This window comes from Corallococcus sp. Z5C101001 (genome assembly GCF_007352635.1).
GTDB lineage: Bacteria > Myxococcota > Myxococcia > Myxococcales > Myxococcaceae > Corallococcus > Corallococcus silvisoli.
Genome location: NZ_VKLU01000009.1, coordinates 214,808 through 233,988, shown reverse-complemented (window position 1 = coordinate 233,988; position 19,181 = coordinate 214,808). Strand labels below are relative to the sequence as shown.

General features: G+C 71.0%; 11 protein-coding genes (1 of these 11 cut by a window edge). 10 read left to right on the top strand and 1 reads right to left on the bottom strand.

Translation table 11 applies throughout. The features are described from left to right. The first annotated feature begins 7 nt into the window (after positions 1 to 7). The 10 genes from FOF48_RS21435 to FOF48_RS21390 all read left to right on the top strand — a co-directional run bounded on the left by FOF48_RS21435 (position 8) and on the right by FOF48_RS21390 (position 8,775). Positions 8 to 709 (top strand): CoA transferase subunit A, encoded by a 702-nt coding sequence (locus FOF48_RS21435; RefSeq protein ID WP_143904608.1) that lies wholly within the window; start codon positions 8 to 10, stop codon positions 707 to 709. Between the two features lie 3 nt (positions 710 to 712). Continuing rightward, positions 713 to 1,375, top strand: coding sequence for a CoA transferase subunit B (locus FOF48_RS21430; protein ID WP_143904607.1), 663 nt, complete (start codon positions 713 to 715; stop codon positions 1,373 to 1,375). Positions 1,376 to 1,453: 78 nt separating this feature from the next. Continuing rightward, positions 1,454 to 1,846 carry a TIGR02266 family protein gene (locus FOF48_RS21425; protein WP_143904606.1) on the top strand — a complete coding sequence of 131 codons (393 nt, stop codon included), beginning with the start codon at positions 1,454 to 1,456 and terminating at the stop codon, positions 1,844 to 1,846. A gap of 39 nt (positions 1,847 to 1,885) precedes the next feature. Then, positions 1,886 to 3,184, top strand: coding sequence for a class I SAM-dependent RNA methyltransferase (locus FOF48_RS21420; protein WP_143904605.1), 1,299 nt, complete (start codon positions 1,886 to 1,888; stop codon positions 3,182 to 3,184). Positions 3,185 to 3,188: 4 nt separating this feature from the next. Next, positions 3,189 to 4,586, top strand: coding sequence for a VWA domain-containing protein (locus tag FOF48_RS21415; RefSeq protein WP_143904604.1), 1,398 nt, complete (start codon positions 3,189 to 3,191; stop codon positions 4,584 to 4,586). 23 nt (positions 4,587 to 4,609) lie between these two features. Beyond that, the gene (locus FOF48_RS21410) at positions 4,610 to 5,125 is read left to right on the top strand and encodes a hypothetical protein (protein WP_143904603.1); all 516 of its coding nucleotides are present in this window, start codon (positions 4,610 to 4,612) and stop codon (positions 5,123 to 5,125) included. A gap of 73 nt (positions 5,126 to 5,198) precedes the next feature. Next, on the top strand, positions 5,199 to 6,584 hold the full coding sequence (gene miaB / locus FOF48_RS21405; RefSeq protein WP_143904602.1) for a tRNA (N6-isopentenyl adenosine(37)-C2)-methylthiotransferase MiaB: 1,386 nt from the start codon (positions 5,199 to 5,201) through the stop codon (positions 6,582 to 6,584). Between the two features lie 38 nt (positions 6,585 to 6,622). Beyond that, entirely contained in the window at positions 6,623 to 7,138 is a 516-nt protein-coding gene (locus FOF48_RS21400; protein ID WP_143904601.1) for a gamma carbonic anhydrase family protein, read from the top strand. 32 nt (positions 7,139 to 7,170) lie between these two features. Then, complete coding sequence (locus tag FOF48_RS21395; RefSeq protein ID WP_143904599.1) at positions 7,171 to 7,641, top strand: cyclic nucleotide-binding domain-containing protein; 471 nt, start codon at positions 7,171 to 7,173, stop codon at positions 7,639 to 7,641. A 336-nt stretch (positions 7,642 to 7,977) separates the two neighbouring features. Continuing rightward, positions 7,978 to 8,775 (top strand): DedA family protein, encoded by a 798-nt coding sequence (locus FOF48_RS21390; RefSeq protein WP_143904597.1) that lies wholly within the window; start codon positions 7,978 to 7,980, stop codon positions 8,773 to 8,775. Between the two features lie 85 nt (positions 8,776 to 8,860). Here FOF48_RS21390 and FOF48_RS21385 read toward each other — a convergent pair whose 3' ends face one another. Continuing rightward, on the bottom strand, positions 8,861 to 19,181 hold the final stretch of the coding sequence (locus FOF48_RS21385) for a non-ribosomal peptide synthase/polyketide synthase (RefSeq protein WP_143904594.1). 26,771 nt of this gene lie beyond the right edge of the window; the window shows 10,321 of its 37,092 coding nt (coding positions 26,772–37,092); its start codon lies off the right edge, out of view; it ends in the stop codon at positions 8,861 to 8,863.

The window sequence follows — 19,181 nt, the reverse complement described above, 5'->3', positions numbered from 1 at the left end:
TGCCCGCATGAACAAGGTCTACGCGAGCGCGGATGAGGCGGTCGCCGACATCCCGGACAACATCACGCTGATGAGTGGTGGGTTCGGGCTGTGCGGCAACCCGGAGAACCTCATCACGGCCCTGCACAAGAAGAACGTGAAGGGCCTCACCATCATCTCCAACAACTGCGGCACCACGGAGCTGGGGCTGGGCGTCCTCCTGCAGAACAAGCAGGTGAAGAAGATGGTCGCCAGCTACGTGGGGGAGAACAAGGAGTTCGAGCGGCAGTTCCTCTCCGGTGAGCTGGAGGTGGAGCTGAACCCGCAGGGCACGCTCGCGGAGCGCATCCGCGCCGGGGGCTGCGGCATCGGCGGGTTCTTCACGCCGACGGGCGCGGGCACCCAGGTGGCGGAGGGCAAGGAGTCGCGCATCATCGACGGGCGGCTGCACGTGCTGGAGACGCCCCTCAAGGCCGACTTCGCCATCGTCCACGCGTGGAAGGCGGACACCTGGGGCAACCTGGTGTTCCACAAGACGGCGCGGAACTTCACCCCCATGATGTGCATGGCCGCGAAGGTCACCATCGTGGAGGCGGAGCACATCGTGCAGCCGGGCGAGCTGGATCCGGACCTGGTGCACATCCCGAGCATTTTCGTGCACCGCATCGTGCAGGCGCAGAACCTCCAGAAGTGGATCGAGCGGCGGACCGTCCGCAAGAAGGCGTCCTGAGCCATGCCCCTGACTCGTGAACAGATCGCGCAGCGCATCGCCCAGGAACTCCAGGACGGCTTCTACGTCAACCTGGGCATCGGCATCCCCACGCTCGTGCCCAACTACATCCCGCACGGGGTGGAGGTGGTGCTCCAGTCGGAGAACGGCCTGCTCGGCATCGGGCCGTACCCGGAGGAGGGGAGCGAGGACCCGGACCTCATCAACGCGGGCAAGGAGACGGTGACGGTGGTGAAGGGCTCCGCCTTCTTCGACTCCGCGCTGTCCTTCGGGATGATCCGCGGCGGCCACATCGACCTGGCCGTGCTGGGCGCCATGGAGGTCAGCGAGGAGGGCGACCTGGCCAACTGGATGATCCCCGGCAAGATGGTGAAGGGCATGGGCGGCGCCATGGACCTCGCCGTGGGTGCCAAGCGCATCTACGTGGCCATGGAGCACGCCAACAAGGACGGGCAGCCGAAGATCTTGAAGAAGTGCTCGCTGCCGCTGACGGGCCTCAAGTGCGTGCACCACATCGTCACGGACCACGCGTTCCTGGACGTCACGCCGGAGGGGCTGGTCCTCCGGGAGCTGGCGCCCGGACTGACGGTGGAACGGGTGCAGCAGCTCACCGAGCCGAAGCTGAAGATCGCGCCCGACCTGCGCGAGATGAAGTTCCAGGCCTGACGCGGAGTGCTAGGGTGTGCTTCCGCCGCCTCGGGTGGGACGGAAGCCACCTTCCCCCCGAGGAGCGGAGCACCCCCCATGGCCGACACCCCGGAGAAGCCCGTCCCCGCGCCGCGCGCGCACCGCATCGACCATGAGCTGCCCGTGGCGTACCGCACGGTGGCCGGCTTCGTGACGGACTGGGCCGTGAACCTGTCGCGCGGCGGCATCTACATCAACACGCCGCAGCCGCTGGCGGTGGGCACGGTGGTGCGCATCCTGGTGTCGCTGCCGGGCGCCAGCTTCCCGGTGGACCTGTCCGGGAAGGTGACCCGCACCAACGCCCAGGGGACGCCGGGCTCCGAGGTGCCGGGGATGGCGGTGGAGTTCCTGGACGTTGACGACGAGAAGCGGTCGCGCATCGAAGCGTTCGTGGAGCGCCTGCGGGAAGCCCTGCCGGCGGACGAGCGTGGCAGTGCGACCCGGAAGTAGGGCGGCCCGACCCAGGCGGCCCCCGCGAGTGCGCCTGTGATGACGACGACCCTGCCCGAAGCTCCCATTGAACTGACGATTGAACGGCTGGGCCAGCTGGGGGAGGGCGTGGCCTCCTGGGAGGGCCGCACCGTCTTCGTGCCCGGCGCCTTCCCCGGCGACACCGTGCGCGTCCACCTGGAGGTCCAGGGCAAGGTCCTGCGCGGCCTCTTGGGCCAGGTGCTGACGGATGGCGCGGAGCGGGTGTCGTCGCGCTGCGTCCTCTCCGACGCTTGCGGCGGCTGCGACTGGCTGGAGCTGTCCGTGCCGGCGCAGCGGTCCGCGAAGCAGGAGATCGTCCTCTCCACCCTGGAGCACCTGGGCCGCCTGCCGCGCTCGGGCTTCACCGTGCGGCCGCTGCTGGTGGCGCCCCGGGACTGGGGCTACCGCCGCCGCGCGGTGCTGCACGGGGCGGGCAAGGGGGCGCTCGGCTACTTCGGCAGGCGCACCCATGAGCGCGTCCCGGTGGACGTGTGCCCCGCGCTCACGCCGGTGCTCACCGCGCTGCCCGGGAAGCTGGCCCCGCTGCTCAAGCCGCTGACGAAGGACACCGAGGACGTGCTCCTGCTGGCGGAGGGCGACAAGGCCGCGTTCGCGGTGAACCTCTCCGGCCCGGTGACGGCACGGCACCTGGAGGCCACGGAGGCCGCCGTGCGCGCCCTGCGGCTGGAGGGCGCGGTGCTGGTGCCAAAGGAGGGCTCCGCACGGCTCATCGGCCGGCCGGTGCTGCGCTCGCTGTCCCCGCTGCGGCCGGAGGTGCCGGTGTACCTGCGGCCGGATGCGTTCGCCCAGGCGCACGCGGAGGCCAACGTGGGGCTCGTCACCGCCGCCCTCCACGAGCTGGGGGCCCGGGAGACGGACTCCGTGCTGGAGCTGTACTCCGGCAACGGCAACTTCACCTTCCCGCTGGCGGGGACGGCGGGGTCGGTGCTGGGGGTGGAGTCCTCGCCGGTGGGCGTGGAGCTGGCCCAGCGCAGCGCGCGCGAGGGTGGGGTGGCCAACGTGCGCTTCATCCAGGGCGACGCGCGCAAGGTGTGCGACGGGCTGGTGGCGGAGGGGCGCTCGTTCGACGCGTGCCTCGCGGACCCGCCCCGCGCCGGAGCGCCGGGGCTCGCGAAGTGGATGCGGGCGTTGAACGTGCGCCGGGTCGTGTACGTGGCGTGCGACCCGGCCTCGCTGGCCCGGGACGCGGCGGGGCTGGTGGACGCGGGTTACAGACCGGTGGCGCTCCAGGTGGTGGACATGTTCCCGCAGACGCACCACGTGGAAGCCGTGATGTCGTTCGAACGGCAGGCCTGACGCCATGGACGCCCGAATCGTCGAGTTCGCGGAGGTGCTTCGCCAGAACGGCGTGCGCGTCAGCACGTCCGAGGTGCAGGACGCGCTGCGCGCCACCGCCGAGGTGGGGCTGACGGACCGGGCCCTGTTCCGCTCCGTGCTGCGCACCACGCTGGTGAAGCGCGAGCTGGACGTGGAGACCTTCCGCCGCGCGTTCGACTTCTTCTTCTCCGGCGCGGCCCGCACGTTCGAGGCCATTGACGCGTCGCTGGCGAAGCAGCTGGAGGACGAGGGCTACCTGGAAGGCGACCTGCTGAAGATGGTCATCTACCAGATGAACCTGCTGGCGCCGGAGATGTCCCCGCTGGCCCAGGCCATCCTCGCGGGCGACCGCGCGCGGCTGGCGCAGCTCTTCCGGCAGGCGTCGCTGCAGCTGGACCTGGGCCAGCTGGAGAGCCCGCTCCAGACGGGGTTCTTCACGCGGCGGCTGCTGGCGGGCGCGGGCATGGAGCGGGCGCGCTCCGACCTCAAGTCGCTGGAGGACGAGCTGAAGGCGCGCGGGCTCCACACCGAGGGCGTGGAGATCGTCTCGCGCCACGTGGCCGCGGCGATGCGCAAGATTGAAGAGGCCGCGCGCCAGGAGGTGAAGCGCCAGTCCGAGGCCCGCATCCGCCGCCGCACGGACTCCGTGAAGGAGAAGCCGCTGCACCTGCTCACGCAGGCGGAGGTGGACCAGATGGAGGCCGCCGTCCGCACGCTGGCGGAGAAGCTCAAGAGCCGGATGATCCGCAAGCAGCGCTCGCACCGCCGGGGCTCGCTCAACGTCCAGCGCACCCTGCGCCGGAACATGCCGTGGGACGGCGTGCCCATGGTGCCCGTGTTCCGCACCCGCCGGCCCGAGCGCCCGGAGCTCGTCGTGCTCTGCGACATCTCCGACTCCGTGAGGAACGCGTCCCGGATGATGCTGCTGTTCATGCACACGATGCAGTCGCTGTTCGTGCGCGTGCGCTCGTTCGTCTTCGTGTCCGACGTGGGGGAGGTCACCCAGTACTTCAAGGACCTGGACGTGAGCGAGGCCATCGACGCGGCGACCACCGGGCGCACCGTGTCCATGAGCGCGAACTCCAACTACGGCCGTGCGCTGGCGGACTTCAGCCGCGACCACCTGGGCAGCATCACGCGCCGCACGACCGTGATGATCATTGGCGACGGCCGCAACAACTACAACGCGAACAACGCGTGGGCGCTCAAGGACCTGCGCCGCAAGGCCAAGCGCGTGCTGTGGATCTGCCCCGAGGAGCGGGGCAACTGGGGCATCGGCGACAGCGAGATGCTCACCTACGAGAAGCACTGCTCCCAGGCCGTGGTCGTCACCTCCGTGTCCGACCTGGCCCGCATCGCCGAACAGCTCGTCCCCGTCTGAACCCCTTTGCCCGAAGGTGCCCCATGGCTCCGTCCCTCTTCGACGACTACCAGGACGTCCCCAACGTGGAGACCGGCCCGGACTTCGACGCCGCCGACGACCGCACGCTGCGCATGGCGTCCCGGCCGGTCGACAGGCCGATGCTCGACGCGCTGGTCCGCTACCAGGAGACCTTCCTGGCGCACGTGGAGGCGGAGGCCGGCGCGGAGGCCATGGCCCGGGCGCAGGCGGCCGCCCTGGGCGCCAGCGGCCTGGACGTGAAGGCGGCGGAGTGGGGGAGCGCCGTCCTGCGCGCCTTTGGCGGGCGGCGTTGGACGGTGTCGCGGCTGCGCTCGAAGCTCGCGGAGCTGGAGGCGCGCAGCGGCCCGGAGGCGGAGGAGGTGCGCAAGCGCGTCCGGGACGAGCTGGTGAAGCAGGAGCGGGAGACGGAGGCCCTGGGGCGGCGGTACGGCGTGGAGACGGTCGCGCTCCTGCGCGAGCGCGAGGCGGAGCTGGTGGCGCTGCACACCCGGCTCACCCAGGTCCTCAGCCGGGGATGACCCGGCCCGTCCGCCCGGTTGCATTCCGCGTCCGGGCGTCGCATAACGGCCCGTTTTCCTTCAAGGCCCACCCATGAAGCGCTACTTCATCCACACCTTCGGCTGCCAGATGAACGTCAACGACTCGCTGCGGATGAGCGAGGCGTTGTCGAAGATGTCCTACGTGCCCACGCCGGAGCCAGACAACGCCGACCTCATCATCCTCAACACCTGCTCCATCCGGGAGAAGGCCGAGGACAAGATGCTGTCCGCGCTGGGGCGCTACCGCGCGGTGAAGGCCAGCCGGGGCGCCATCCTGGGCGTGGGCGGCTGCGTGGCCCAGCAGGAGAAGGACAAGCTGCTGAAGAAGGTCCCGTACCTGGACTTCGTCTTCGGCCCGGACAACATCGCGAAGCTGCCGGAGGTCATCGCCCGCGTGCAGGACGCGCGCGAGCGGGTGGTGGAGACGGCCTTCGTGGACTCCGAGGAGTACGTCTTCCCGCGCGCCGACGCGGAGACGTCCCGCGGCAAGGTGACGGAGTTCGTCACCGTGATGAAGGGCTGCGACAACGTCTGCTCGTTCTGCATCGTCCCGCACACCCGGGGCCGCGAGGTGAGCCGCGCGTTCCCGGACGTGCTCGTGGAGGTGGCGGACCTGGCGGGCGTGGGCGTGCGCGAAGTCACCCTCATCGGCCAGAACGTCAACTCGTACCAGGGCGGCATCAGCTTCGCGCAGCTGCTCCTGCGCACCGCGGAGGTGCCGGGCATCGAGCGCGTGCGCTTCACCACCAGCCACCCGCACGACCTGTCGGACGAGCTGATCGAAGCCTTCCGCGTGCAGCCGAAGATCGCCCCGCACTTCCACCTGCCGGTGCAGTGCGGCAGCGACCGCATCCTGAAGATGATGCGCCGCGACTACACGGTGGAGCAGTACCTGGAGCGCCTGGCGAAGCTGCGCGCCGCCCGGCCCGGCATCGCCGTCACCACCGACATCATCGTGGGCTTCCCCGGAGAGACCGAGGAAGAGTTCGAGATGACGCTCAAGCTCACCGAGCTGGTGAAGTACGACAACCAGTTCTCCTTCGTGTACAGCCCGCGCCCCAAGACGGGCGCCGCGCTGCGGGAGAAGGACTGGGGCCCCATCCCGCACGAGGTGAAGGTGGCCCGGCTGGAGCGCCTGCAGAAGGTCCAGCGGCGCATCAGCGGCGAGTACACCCAGGCGCAGGTGGGGCTGGACGTGGAGGTGCTCGTGGAGGGCCGCTCGCGCTACGACGCCACCAAGCGCTTCGGCCGCACGCCGGAGAACCGCACCGTCAACTTCGAGGGCGACGCCCCGGCGGGCTCGGTGGTGAAGGTCCACGTGGAGCGCGCCACGCCCAACCAGCTGGCGGGCCGGCAGGTGGCGGTGCTCCAGGGCCCCACCGTGGCGCCGCCGGCGGTGGAGCTGCCCGTGCCGCTGCATGTCCCGGCGGAGGCCTGACGCCTCCCGCCGTTCTCTCGCCGTTGGAGGGTTCCACCATGCCGTTGAGGCCGTTTCGCGGAGTGTCCCCCCGCGTCCACCCCAGCTGCTTCGTCGAGGACTCCGCCCAGGTGGTGGGGGACGTGGAGCTGGGCGAGGACTCCTCCATCTGGTTCAACTCCGTGCTGCGCGGGGATGTGAACTCCATCCGCATTGGCCGGCGCACCAACATCCAGGACCTCACCATGGTGCACGTCACCAGCCAGGGTGACTCCACGGTGGTGGGCGACGACTGCACGGTGGGCCACCGGGTCATCCTCCACGGCTGCACCGTGGGCCACCGGGTGCTGGTGGGCATGGGCGCCATCCTGATGGACGGCGTGGAGGTGGGCGACGACTGCATCATCGGCGCCGGCACGCTGCTCACGCCCGGGACGAAGGTCCCCCCGGGCTCGCTGGTGGTGGGCTCTCCCGGCAAGGTGAAGCGCCCCCTCACCGACGGCGAGCGCGAGTTCTTGATCCAGTCCGCCCTCCACTACGTGCACACCGCCTCCGAACACCGCGCGAGCCGCTGACGCCGCCGCGTTGTGCGTGTTAGGAACACCTCATGGCTCTCGTGCCCGAGACGACCCTGAAGGCCTGTCCGCTCTTCAAGGGCTTCACCGACACTGGCATCTCCATCTTCGCGGCGGCCGCCGTGTCGCGCGCCTTTCCCAAGGGGACGGCGCTGTTCACCGAGGGCAAGCCGGGTGACTCGCTGTGGATCGTCGGCGAGGGCACCGTGCGGCTGAGCGCCCGCAGCCCGACCGGCGAGGACGTGCCGCTGGGTGAGGTCACGGTCGGGGAGCCCCTGGGCGAGCTGGCGCTCGTGCAGAAGGGGGAGCGGCTGTGCACCGCCACCGCGCAGACGGACGTGATGGCGCTGGAGATCCGCGCCGCGGACTTCCAGAAGCTGCTCGCCCAGAAGCCCCAGGCCTGCATCAAGCTGCTGATGGGCATCGTCAGCCACTTCGGCGTGAAGGCGCGGGACAACCGGGACATGCTGCGCACCCTGGTCGCGCGGGCCCCTGGGAGCTGAGGGGGCCGCCCGTCCCCCCGTCCGAGCCCGTCCCGGTGTCGGGCGGCGGTCGCGGGGCTCCTGCCAGGAGGCCGGAAGGACGAGAGATCCTGCCACCCGTACGGGAGGTGGTTACTGTCTCGCCGGATGCTCCCTTGCAGCCCCACCCTGGAACACACAGTGGGTGCGGGTAGGCGGCGGACCGAGGGCTTTCGTGATGGGGCCGGAGCGTTTGAGGTGGGATGCTGGGTGGCCGGAGTTTTCAACTGCCGCACCCGGTTGATGGTTGGGTGCTGAACGGGCAGGCCCGGGTGATTGCCGAGCGGCCCTTCGGGAAGTGATTGGACGGAACGACGCGTGGAAGATTTTCTCACCAACCTGCTCGGTAACTCCCAGGGCCTCTTCGCCTACTTCACCGTGTTCGGCATCCTGGTGGCATGCGGCTTGGGTGTGCCGCTGCCGGAGGACATCTCGCTCATCCTCGGCGGGTTCCTGGCGCACAAGGGCGCGGCGCACCTTCCCGTGATGATGGCGGTGGGCTTCTTCGGCATCCTGGTGGGTGACAGCCTCATCTACCTGGCGGGGCGCCGGCTGGGCACGCGGCTGGGACGCAACCCGGATGCGAAGGGGGGAGGGTTCTTCGCGAAGATCGTCACGCCGGAGAAGCGCGCGAAGGTGGAATCGCTCTTCGTCACGCACGGCCAGAAGATCGTGATGATCGCCCGCTTCATGCCGGGCGTGCGCGCGGTGACGTACTTCACCGCGGGCTCCGTCCACATGGCGTACTGGCGCTTCATCCTGTGGGACGGGCTGGCGGCGCTGCTGTCCGCGCCGGTGTTCGTGTGGCTCGGCTTCCACTTCGGCGGCGAGCTGGACATGGTCATCCGCAAGCTGAAGGACGGCCAGGTCGTCGTGATGGGCTCGCTGGCGGTGCTGGCGGTGGGCTACTTCGTGTACCGCCGCCGGAGGAACGCGAAGCTCGCCGCGGAGGCCGCGGCCAAGGCCCAGATGACGCAGGTGACCCTGCCGCCCGTGCCGGAGACCTTGGAGAACAACAGCGTGGCGCAGACGCGCGCGCCCAGCTCCAACACCTTCTTCGACGTGCCCGCCGACAAGGCGCCCCCGTCCGAGCCGGACCTGAACGCGCACAAGTAGCCGCCGCGCCCCCTCCGCCGCGGACACCGGACCCCGCCCCCCTCGACTGGAGGGAGCGGGGTTCGTCGTTGCGGGCCTACGTGCTTCAGGCCTCCCGCAGGGCCTTCGCCAGGATGTCCGCCACGGCCTGGACCCCGGGCTCGCGCAGCAGCGTGTAGTGGGTGCCGGGCAGGGGGTGCGACTCCAGCCGCGCCCCGACGAGCGCGGACCAGCCGCCATCGAGGGTCCTCGCCTCCTCGATGAGGTCCGCCGCCTGGAAGCGCAGCACGCGCTGATCCATCGCGGGCGGGTGGTAGCGCCGCGCGGCCTCGAGGTTGGCTTCGAAGACGCGGAAGAGGGCCGTGGCATTCGAGGCCTCCACTCCGGGTGGCAGGGCGCCAGCCCGGGCCGCGGACTCCAACACCCTCGCGAGCGCGGCCTCGGGCTCCAGCGCCGCCAGCTCCGCGGTGTCCACGTCCAGGTGCTCCAGCGACACGCCCATCAGGTCCTGCGCGAACAGGCCCACCGCCAGCGCGCGATCCAGGTCCGGCTCCGGGGCCGGGACGGTCTCCGGGACATACGAATCAACGAGCGCGACCAGCGCCACCACCTCGCCCGCGGCTCGGAGCTGGTGCGCCATCTCGTAGGCGATGACGCCCCCCAGGGACCAGCCGCCCAGGAAGTAGGGCCCGGTGGGCTGGACCTCCTTCAGCGCGTGTACGTAGCTCGTGGCCATGGCCTCCACGGTGCCCAGCGGTTCGGCCGCGCCGTCCAGACCTCGCGCCTGGAGCCCATAGAAGGGCTGCTCCGGGCCCAGCCTCCGCGCGAGCTCCGCGTAGGCCAGCACGTTGCCGCCCACCGGATGCACGCAGAAGAACGGCGGGGCGGCGCCCGTCCCGTCCTTCGTGAAGGGCACCAGCGGCGTGAAGGGCTTCGCTTCCTCGGCCTCGCCCAGCAGGACCGCGAACCGCTCGACGCTGGGCGCCTGGAAGAGGGTCGACAGCGGGAGCTTCCGGCCCGTCTCCCGCGCCACCGCCGCCATCAGGCGCACCGCGAGCAGCGAGTGACCTCCCAGTTCGAAGAAGCTGGTCCGCACGTCCACCGCCGACAGCCCCAGCGCTTCGGACCAGATCCGCTCCAGCCAGGCCTCTCGCGCGTCGCGAGGCCCCACTCGGGCCTCCATGCCCACGACGTCCTCCGCGGGACGGGGCAGGGCCTTGCGGTCCACCTTGCCGTTGGGCGTCAGTGGCAGGACGGCCAGCGCGACGTATGCCGCCGGCACCATGTAGTCCGGCAACGCGCGCTGGAGGTGGACCCGGAGCGGCGCGGTATCCACCTCCGGGGCCACGTACGCCACGAGGCGCGGCAGGCCCGGCACGTCCTCGCGCACCAGGACCACCGCGTCCCGGACGCCCGGGTGCGTGCGCAGCATGACCTCGATTTCGCCCAGCTCGATGCGGTAGCCGCGCAGCTTCACCTGGAAGTCCACGCGCCCCATGAAATCGAGCGTGCCGTCCTGCCTCCACCGGACCCGGTCACCCGTGCGGTACAGACGCGCTCCGGGCTCCGCGCTGAAGGGGTGGGGGATGAAGCGCTCCGCGGTGAGGTCCGCCCGGTTCCGGTAGCCCCGCGCGAGCCCCTCACCCGAGATGAACAGCTCGCCGGGTACGCCCACGGACACGGGGTTCAGGGCCGCATCCAGGACGAAGGCGCCCACGTTGAGCAGCGGCTTGCCGATGACGGGCGTCGCCTGCGGGGCCCCTTGTACGCACCAGGTGGTCGCCACCACGGTGCCCTCGGTGGGGCCGTAGGCGTTGAAGGTGCGCATGCGCGGCGTCTCCGCGAGGAGGCGCCACGTGACCTCATCCATCGCCTCGCCTCCGATGAACGCGATGGAGGGCACATGCGGCTGCTCCAGCAGCCCGGCCTCCAGGAGCAGCTTGAGCTGCGACGGCGTGCAGTCCATCGCGTCGATGCGGCGCTGATCCAACCACGCGAGCATCGCCTCCGGATCCTGGCGCACCGCCTCTGGCACGATGCACAGGCAGTGGCCCTCCAGCAACAGGAGCCACTGCGCCACCGACGCGTCGAAGTAGAGCGGCGCGTTGAGGCTCACCCGCATGCCCCGGGGCACCCGGGCGTAGCAGTCCTCCATCAACGCGCGGTGCAGGTGCGCCAGCGAGCGGTGCTGGATCATCGCGCCCTTGGGCATGCCCGTGGAGCCCGATGTGTAGAGGACGTACGCGAGGCACCCCGGCTGCACACCCGAGCGCGGATTGCCCGGCGACAGCGCGTCGATGCGGCGTGCCTCCACGTCGAGCCGCACCAGATGCCGCACCGCCGGCTGCCACGCTTGTGCCAGGGCCTGGGTGGTGAGGAGCACGGCCGCGCCGCTGTTCTCCAGGATGAAGGCCCTTCGCGCGGCGGGAGCGGCCGGGTCCAGGGGCACGAAGGCGCCTCCCGCCTTGAGGATACCCAGCAGCGCGACGATGGCCTCCGGCGAGCGCTCCAGGCAGAACGCCACCGGCACGTCCGGGCCCACCCCCAGCGTGCGCAGGTAGTGCGCGAGCTGGTTGGCGCGCACGTTGAGCTGGTGGAAGGACACCGTCGTATCGCCCATCACCACGGCGGGGGCCTTGGGGGTGCGCGTCACCTGCTGCTCGAAGCGTGTGTGGAAGGGGATGTCCCCCGCGAAGTCGGCGGTCTCGCCGCTCCACTCCTCCAGCACCCACTGGCGCTCTTCGGCCGTCAGCAGGGGCAGCGCCTCCACCGTGGCATCCGGCGCGGCGACGGCGCCCTCCAGCAGCTGGAGCAGGTGCTCCGTCAGTCTCCGGGCCGTGGCGGGCTCGAAGAGGTCCGTGCTGTAGGAGAGGACGCCTTCGAAGCCGCGCTCCGTGCGGACCAGGCTCAGGTCCAGGTCGAACTTCGTCGTGGGCAGGTCCACCTCCACCGGGCGCAGCGTCAGCTCCGGCAGGCGCACCTCGGACTCCGGCAGGTTCTGGAGCACGAAGAGGGCCTGGATGAGCGGCGTGCGCGACAGGTCTCGCGTGGGCTGCACCGCTTCGACCAACCGCTCGAACGGGAGGTCCTGGTGCTCGTACGCTCCCAGCGTGACGGTGCGCGCCTGCGCGATCATCTCCCGGAATGAAGGCCGGCCGTCGAACCGCGCGCGCAGGACCAGCGTGTTGACGAAGAAGCCGATCAACCCCTCCGTCTCCGCGTGACGCCGGCCCGCGATGGATGTGCCCACCAGCAGGTCGTCCTGCCCGGAGTAGCGGTGAAGGAGCGTCTGGAAGGCCGTGAGGAGCACCATGAAGGGCGTGGCGCCTTCCTGCCGCGCCAGCGCCTCCACGGCGTCACTCAAGCCCGACGGCAAGCGCACCGGGAAGGCCGCGCCGCGCGACGAACGCTGGGGCGGGCGGGGCTTGTCCGTGGGCAGCGACAGGGCCAGCGGGGCCCCAGCGAGCTGCTGCTTCCACCACTTCAGCTGCGCCTCCAGCACTTCGCCCTGGAGCCAGGAGCGCTGCCAGACGGCGAAGTCCGGGTACTGCACCGCCAGCGGCGCGAGCGACGGCGGCTGGCCCTGGCGGAAGGCCTCGTAGAGCGCGGTGACTTCTCGCACCAGGACCGCCACGGACCAGCCGTCGCCAATGGCGTGGTGCAGGCACATGAGCAGCACGTGCTCCTGATCCGCGAGCCTCAGCAGGGTGAGGCGCGCCAGCGGCCCCACGGCGAGATCGAAGGGCCGGAGCGCGTCCTCGCTCGCGAGCCGTAGCGCCTCCGCTTCACGTGAGTCCTCGGGAAGCGCCGTGAGGTCCACCACCGACAGGACTCCCGTGGGCGCGGCGTGGACGTGCTGGCGGGGTTCGCCTTCGTGGGCGACGAACGTGGTGCGCAGCGATTCGTGGCGCTGGACCAGGGCATCGAAAGCCTGCTGGAGCGCGGACACGTCCACCGTGCCGGACAGGCGCAGCGCGGTGGGCATGTTGTAGAGCGGGCTGCCAGGGTCCAGCTGATCAATGAACCACAGCCGCTGCTGCGCGAACGACAGCGGGTGCGGCCCCGGTGACGTGGCCGGCCTGAGCGGCGGCAGCACGGTGGCCGCCGGCGCGGACGGGAGGCGCTGGGCGAGGGCCGCCAGGGTGGGGGACTCGAACAGCGCTCGGACCCCCACGTCCACGCCGAAGCGGGCGCGCACGCGGGACACGAGCTGCGTGGCCAAGAGCGAATGACCGCCCAGGTCGAAGAAGTGATCGTTGCGCCCCACGACGGGGATGTTCAGCAACTCCTCCCACAGCGCGGCCAGGGCCACCTCGGCGGGCGTCGCGGGGGCTTCGTAGGTGCGCGACGCGCGCAGCAGCGCCTCGGGCGAGGGCAGTGCCCGGCGGTCCAGCTTGCCGTTGGCAGTCAGCGGCAGGGCGGGCAGGGGAACCAGGGCGGACGGCACCATGTACTCCGGCAGGTGCCGGCGCAGGTGTTCGCGCAACGCGTCGCCATCCCCCTCCGTCGCCACATACGCGACGAGGCGCGCGTCCCCGGGAACATCCTCACGCACGAGCGCCACCGCGTCCCGCACTCCCGGGTGCGCGCGCAGCGTCGCCTCTATCTCTCCCAGCTCGATGCGGTAGCCGCGCAGCTTCACCTGGAAGTCCAGGCGGCCCATGAACTCCAGCGTCCCGTCCTCCCTCCACCGGGCCTTGTCTCCCGTCCGGTACAGCCGTGCTCCGGGCTCGGCGCTGAACGGATCCGGCAGGAAGCGCTCCGCCGTGAGCGCGGGCTGGCCCAGGTAGCCACGCGCGACACCTTCACCCGCGATGCACAGCTCGCCAGGGATGCCCGCGGGTACCTGACGCTGCCTCGCGTCGAGCACGTACGTGCGCAGGTTGGCCAGCGGCCGGCCGATGACGGGCCGCGGATGGAGGGTGCCCTGGATGGGGAACAAGGTGGCGCTGACGGTGGATTCGGTGGGCCCGTACGCATTGAAGGCGCGCGTGCGCGTCGTCTCCGCGAGCCTGCGCCAGGACGCCATGTCCAGCGTGTCACCTCCCGACACGAGCACGGGGGGAACCCAGGCGCGCTCCAGCAGCCCCGCGTCCAGCAGCGGCTTGAGCTGCGCGGACGTGCAGTCCAGGACGTCGATGCGGTGCCGCTCCAGCCACGCGATCATCGCCTCTGGATCCCGGCGCAGCTCCTCCGGGACCAGGTACAGGCAGTGCCCGTCGAGCAGCTGGATGACCTGCTCGATGGACGCATCGAAGTACAGCGGCGCGTTGACGGTGACGCGCCGGCCCTCGGGCAACCCCGCGAAGAGCGTCCGCTTCAACGCCCGGTGCAGGTTGAGCACGGAGCGGTGCCGCACCATCACGCCCTTGGGCGTGCCCGTGGAGCCGGACGTGTAGAGGACGTATGCCAGGTGCTCCGGCCTCGCGAGCGGCGGCGGTGCCTCATGAGGTTGCGTCGACAGGACGACGTGCTCCGTGTCCAGGCACACCGTGGGGGTGCCGCCCGCCCAGCCGTCCTCGGCCAGGCGTGCGGTGGTCAGCACCACGGATGCGCCGCAGTCCTGGAGCAGGAACGTCTTGCGCGCAGCCGGCGCCTTCGGGTCGAGCGGCACGAAGGCCCCTCCGGCCTTGAGCACCGCGAGCAGCGCGACGATGGCCTCCGCCGTGCGCTCCAGGCACAGGCCCACCGTCACCTCCGCCCCCACGCCCAGCGCGCGCAGGTGCCACGCGAGTTGGTTGGCCCTCGCGTCCAGCTCCTGGAAGGAGAGCGTCGTCTCCGCGTCCACCACGGCGGGCGCGTCCGGCGTTCTCGCGGCCTGCTGTTCGAAGCACGCATGCAGCGGGATGTCGCGGTCGAAGTCCACGCTTCCGCCGCTCGCCAGCGCCGAGAGCCGCGCATGTTCGTCCGCGGAGACGAGGGACACGCTCGCCAGGGGTGTGCCGGGCTGGACGCACACGGCTTCCAGCAGCATCCGCAGGTGGTCGCCGAACCGTTCGAGCGTCGCGCGTTCGAACAGGTCCGTCGCGTATGTCAGCCTCCCCGCGAAGCCGTCCGCGTCACGGCTCAGGTCCAGGCCCACCTCGAACTGCGAGGTGGCGTTGCCGTCGAAGGGCGCCGGCTTCAGGGTGAGGCCCGTCAGTGACAGCTCCGGCAGCGGTGCGTTCTGGAGCGCGAACATCGCCTGGAAGAGGGGCGCGCGGCCCAGGTCCCGTTCGGGCTGGATGGCCTCCACCAGCTTCTCGAACGGGATGTCCTGGTGCTCGTATGCGCCCAGCGTGGTGGCGCGCACCTGGGCCAGCAGCTCCCGGAAGCTCATCCCGTCGCTGAAGCGGCCGCGCAGCACGAGCATGTTGACGAAGAAGCCGATGAGCCCCTCCGTCTCCGCGTGACGGCGGTTCGCGATGGGCGATCCCACCAGCACGTCCTCCTGTCCGGACGTACGGTGCAGCACGGCCTGGAAGGCCGCGAGCAGCACCATGAAGGGTGTTGCCCCCTCCCGCAGGGCCAGGGCCTCCACCTGCTCGGCCAGGACGCGCGACAGGCGCACGGGCACCGTGGCGCTCCGCTGCGTGCCCACCGCGGGCCGGGGCTTGTCGGTGGGGAGCTCCAACGCGGGCGGCGCTCCGGCGAGCTGCTGCTTCCACCACGCCACCTGCGCTTCCAGCACGCCCCCCTGAAGCCAGCCGCGCTGCCATACCGCGTAGTCCGCGTACTGGATCGGCAACTCCGGCAGGGGCACGGGCCGTCCCTGATGGAATGCTTCGTAGAACGCCGTCACTTCGCGCACCAGCACGCCCAGCGACCAGCCGTCGGACACGATGTGGTGCAGGTGCAGCACCAGCACGTGCTCTTCGGAGGAGAGCTTCAGCAACAGGGCGCGGATCACCGGCCCTCGCGTCAAGTCGAAGGGCTGGCGGGACTCGGCGATTCCCCGCCGCTCTGCTTCCGCGCGCCGCTCCGTCTCGTTGGAGAGGCCCGTCAGGTCCACGGCCTCGAAGGGCACGGTGCCCTCTGGGTGGACGTCCTGAACGGGCTGGCCCGCCTCCATGCGGAACGTGGTGCGCAGGGATTCGTGCCGCGCCATCAACGCGTCCAGGCTCGCGCGCAACGCCTCCGCGTCCAGTGCGCCCGTGAGCGTCAGCGCCAGCGGCATGTTGTAGAGGCTGCTGCCCGGCTCCAGCTGATCGATGAACCACAGACGCTGCTGCGCGAACGACAGCGGCGGCGCGGACGTCCGGGCGGTCCGCACGAGCGGGGGCGCCTGGGTGCGCCGGGCGTTGATCAGCCGCTCCGCCAGCAAGGCCACCGTGGGCGCGCTGAACAGGTCTCCCAGCGGCAGCTCCACGCCCAGCGTCGAACGGATGCGCGACACCACCTGCGTGGCCAGGAGCGAGTGGCCGCCCAGCTCGAAGAAGTCGCCGTGGATGTCCACCGCGTCCACATGCAGGACTTCCGACCAGATGGCCGCGAGCGCCGTCTCCAAGGCGTCGCGGGGCGCGGAGGACGTCGCGCCGGAAGCGCGCGGGGCCTCCGGGACGGGCAGGGCCTTGCGGTCCACCTTGCCGTGGGGGGACAGCGGCATCGACGACAGGGCCACGAACGACGCGGGCACCATGGAGTCCGGTAGCTGCTTCTGGACAGCGGCCCTCAGCGCGACCGGATCGAAGCCGTCCCCGTCGGTCACGACGTACGCGACGAGGCGCTTGTCGCCGGGCACATCCTCGCGCAGCACCACCACCGCCTCTTCGACCTGGGGCAGCTGACGCAGCACCGCTTCGACTTCACCCGGCTCGATGCGGAAGCCGCGCAGCTTCACCTGGAAGTCGGTGCGGCCCAGGAACTCCAACGTCCCGTCCGTCCGCCAGCGCACGCGATCACCGGTGTCGTAGAGGCGCTCGCCCGGCGCCGTGGCGAAGGGGTGGGGAATGAACCGTTCGGCGGTCAGGTCCGGGCGCCGGAGGTAGCCCCAGGCGAGGCCGTCCCCGCCCACGTGGAGCGTCCCCGGCACACCCGGAGGGACGGGCTGGAGCGCCGCGTCCAACACCCACACCGTGGAGTTCGTCAGCGGACGACCGATGGGCACCGACCCGACCACGGAGTCACCCGCGCGCAGCGTATGCGTCGCGGAGAACGTGGTGTTCTCCGTGGGGCCGTAGCCGTTGACGAGCACCGCGCCTGGAGCCATCCGCCCCAGGTGGTCACGCACGCGCTCGACGGGCAGCACGTCGCCGCCCGCCAACACCTGCCGCACCCCCGCGAGCGCTTCGCCCTGGCGGAGGACCATCTGCTCGAAGAGGGCGGCGGTGAGCCACAACGTGGTGATGCCCTCGCGCTTCAGCAGCGCGCCCGTCTCCTCCAGGGACAGCGGCTTCGCTGGGGCGAGCACCAGCGTGGCGCCGTTCAGCAACGCGCCCCAGATCTCCAGCGTCGATGCGTCGAACGACACCGGGGCCAGGTGGAGGAACACCTCCTCCGGACCGAAGCGGAGGAAGTCCGCGCCGCGAACCAGGCGCGTGATGCCGCGCTGGGGGACGCAGACTCCCTTGGGACGCCCCGTGCTTCCCGACGTGAACATCACGTAGGCCAGCGCCTCCGCTGGCACCGACACGTCCAGCGCCGTCTCCGGCTGCCTCGCGAGCTGGGCCGCGTCCGCGTCCATCAAGACCTGGAGGTCCACCACCTGCGGCAGCTCATCCGCCAGCGCCTCTTGCGTGACGAGCACGCCGACGCCTGCCTCCTGGAGCATCCAGGTGATGCGTTCCGCGGGGACCTTCGTGTCCACCGGGACGTAGGCCGCGCCGGCCTTGAGGATGCCGAGCATTCCGACGATGAGCTCGAACGAGCGCTCCAGGCACAAGCCCACGCGGTGGCCAGGCCGGACGCCCTGGCGACGCAGGTGGTGCGCGAGCCGGCTCGACGCCGCGTCCAGTGCCCCGTACGTAAGCCGTGAGGCGCCCGCCTTGAGCGCGATGGCGTCTGGCGTGCGCGCGGCCTGCTCGGAGAAGAGCGCGGGCACGGACGCGTCCCGTCGAGCGTCGCGGGTCGTGTCGTTCCATTCGATGAGCAGCCGCTGGCGCTCCGCCTCCGTGACCCAGGGGAGCTGGGACAGCCGCGCGTCCGGCGCGCGCAGGGCCGCCTCCAGCAGCATCCGCAGGCGCTCGCTCATGCCGGCCACCGTGGCCGGTTGGAACAGGTCCGTGTTGTAGAGGAGAGCTCCCTCGAACCCGTCCGCCGTGCGGACCAACACGCATTGCAGATCGAAGAGGATGGCTTCGGGGGCGGCCTCCACGGGCCTGAGGAGCAGACCGGGGAGCGCGAGCTCCGGGAGCGGCGCGTTCTGGAGGGTGAACGTCACCTGGAAGAGCGGGGTGCGGCCCAGGTCGCGCTCCGGCTGGAGGGCCTCCACCAGCTTCTCGAAGGGGAGGTCCTGGTGCTCGTAGGCCCCCAGCGTGGTGGCTCGCACCTCGCCAAGCAGCTCGCGGAAACGGAGCGTGTCTCGCACCCGCGTGCGCAGCGCGACGGTGTTGGCGAAGAAGCCGAGGAGCGCTTCGGCCTCGGCGTGTCGGCGACCCGCGATGGGTGCGCCGACGATCACGTCCTCCTGCCCCGAGTACCGGCGCAGGAGCAGTTGGAAGGCCGCGAGCAACACCATGAACGGCGTGGCGGCCTCGCGCTTCGCCAGGGCCTCCACCGCCTCGCTCAGCTCGCGTGACAGGGCCACGGGCTGGACGCCAGCGTGGAAGGACTGCCGGGCCGGGCGCGGATGGTCCGTGGGCAGCGCCAGGGATGGCGCCGCGCCGTCCAGCGCCCCGCGCCAGTACGCGAGCTGTCCATCGAGCACGTCGCCCTGGAGCCAGTCGCGCTGCCAGAGCGCGTGGTCGACGGCCTGCACCGTCAGCTCCGGCAGCGGCGAGGGACGCCCGTCCGAGAAGGCGGCGTAGAGCGCGCCCATCTCCCGCACCAGGACTCCCGTGGACCAGCCATCGGAGACGATGTGATGCGTGTTCAGGACCAGCAGGTGCGACGTGGGCCCCAGCGTCATCAGGAGGCCTCGGAACAGCGGGCCCTGTTCCAGGTCGAACGGGGTGCGGATCTCCTCCCGCGTCAGCCGCGACGCCTCCGCCTCGCGCGCTTCCTGCGCCGTCAGGTCCACGTGCCGCAGGGGCATGGGGAAGGGCGGGTGGATGAGCTGGAACGGCGTGCCTTCGTGCGCGCGGAAGGTGGTGCGCAGCGCTTCGTGACGGCGCACCAGCTCGTCGAACGCGGACATCAGCACGATGATGTCCAGCGTGCCTTCCAGCCGCAGGACGCTCGGGAGGCTGTAGGCGGTGCCCGCCGTGCCCAGTTGCTCGATGAACCACAGCCGCTGCTGGGCGAACGACAGCGGAAGCACCTCCGGCCTCTCCATCCGGAGCAGCGCGGGC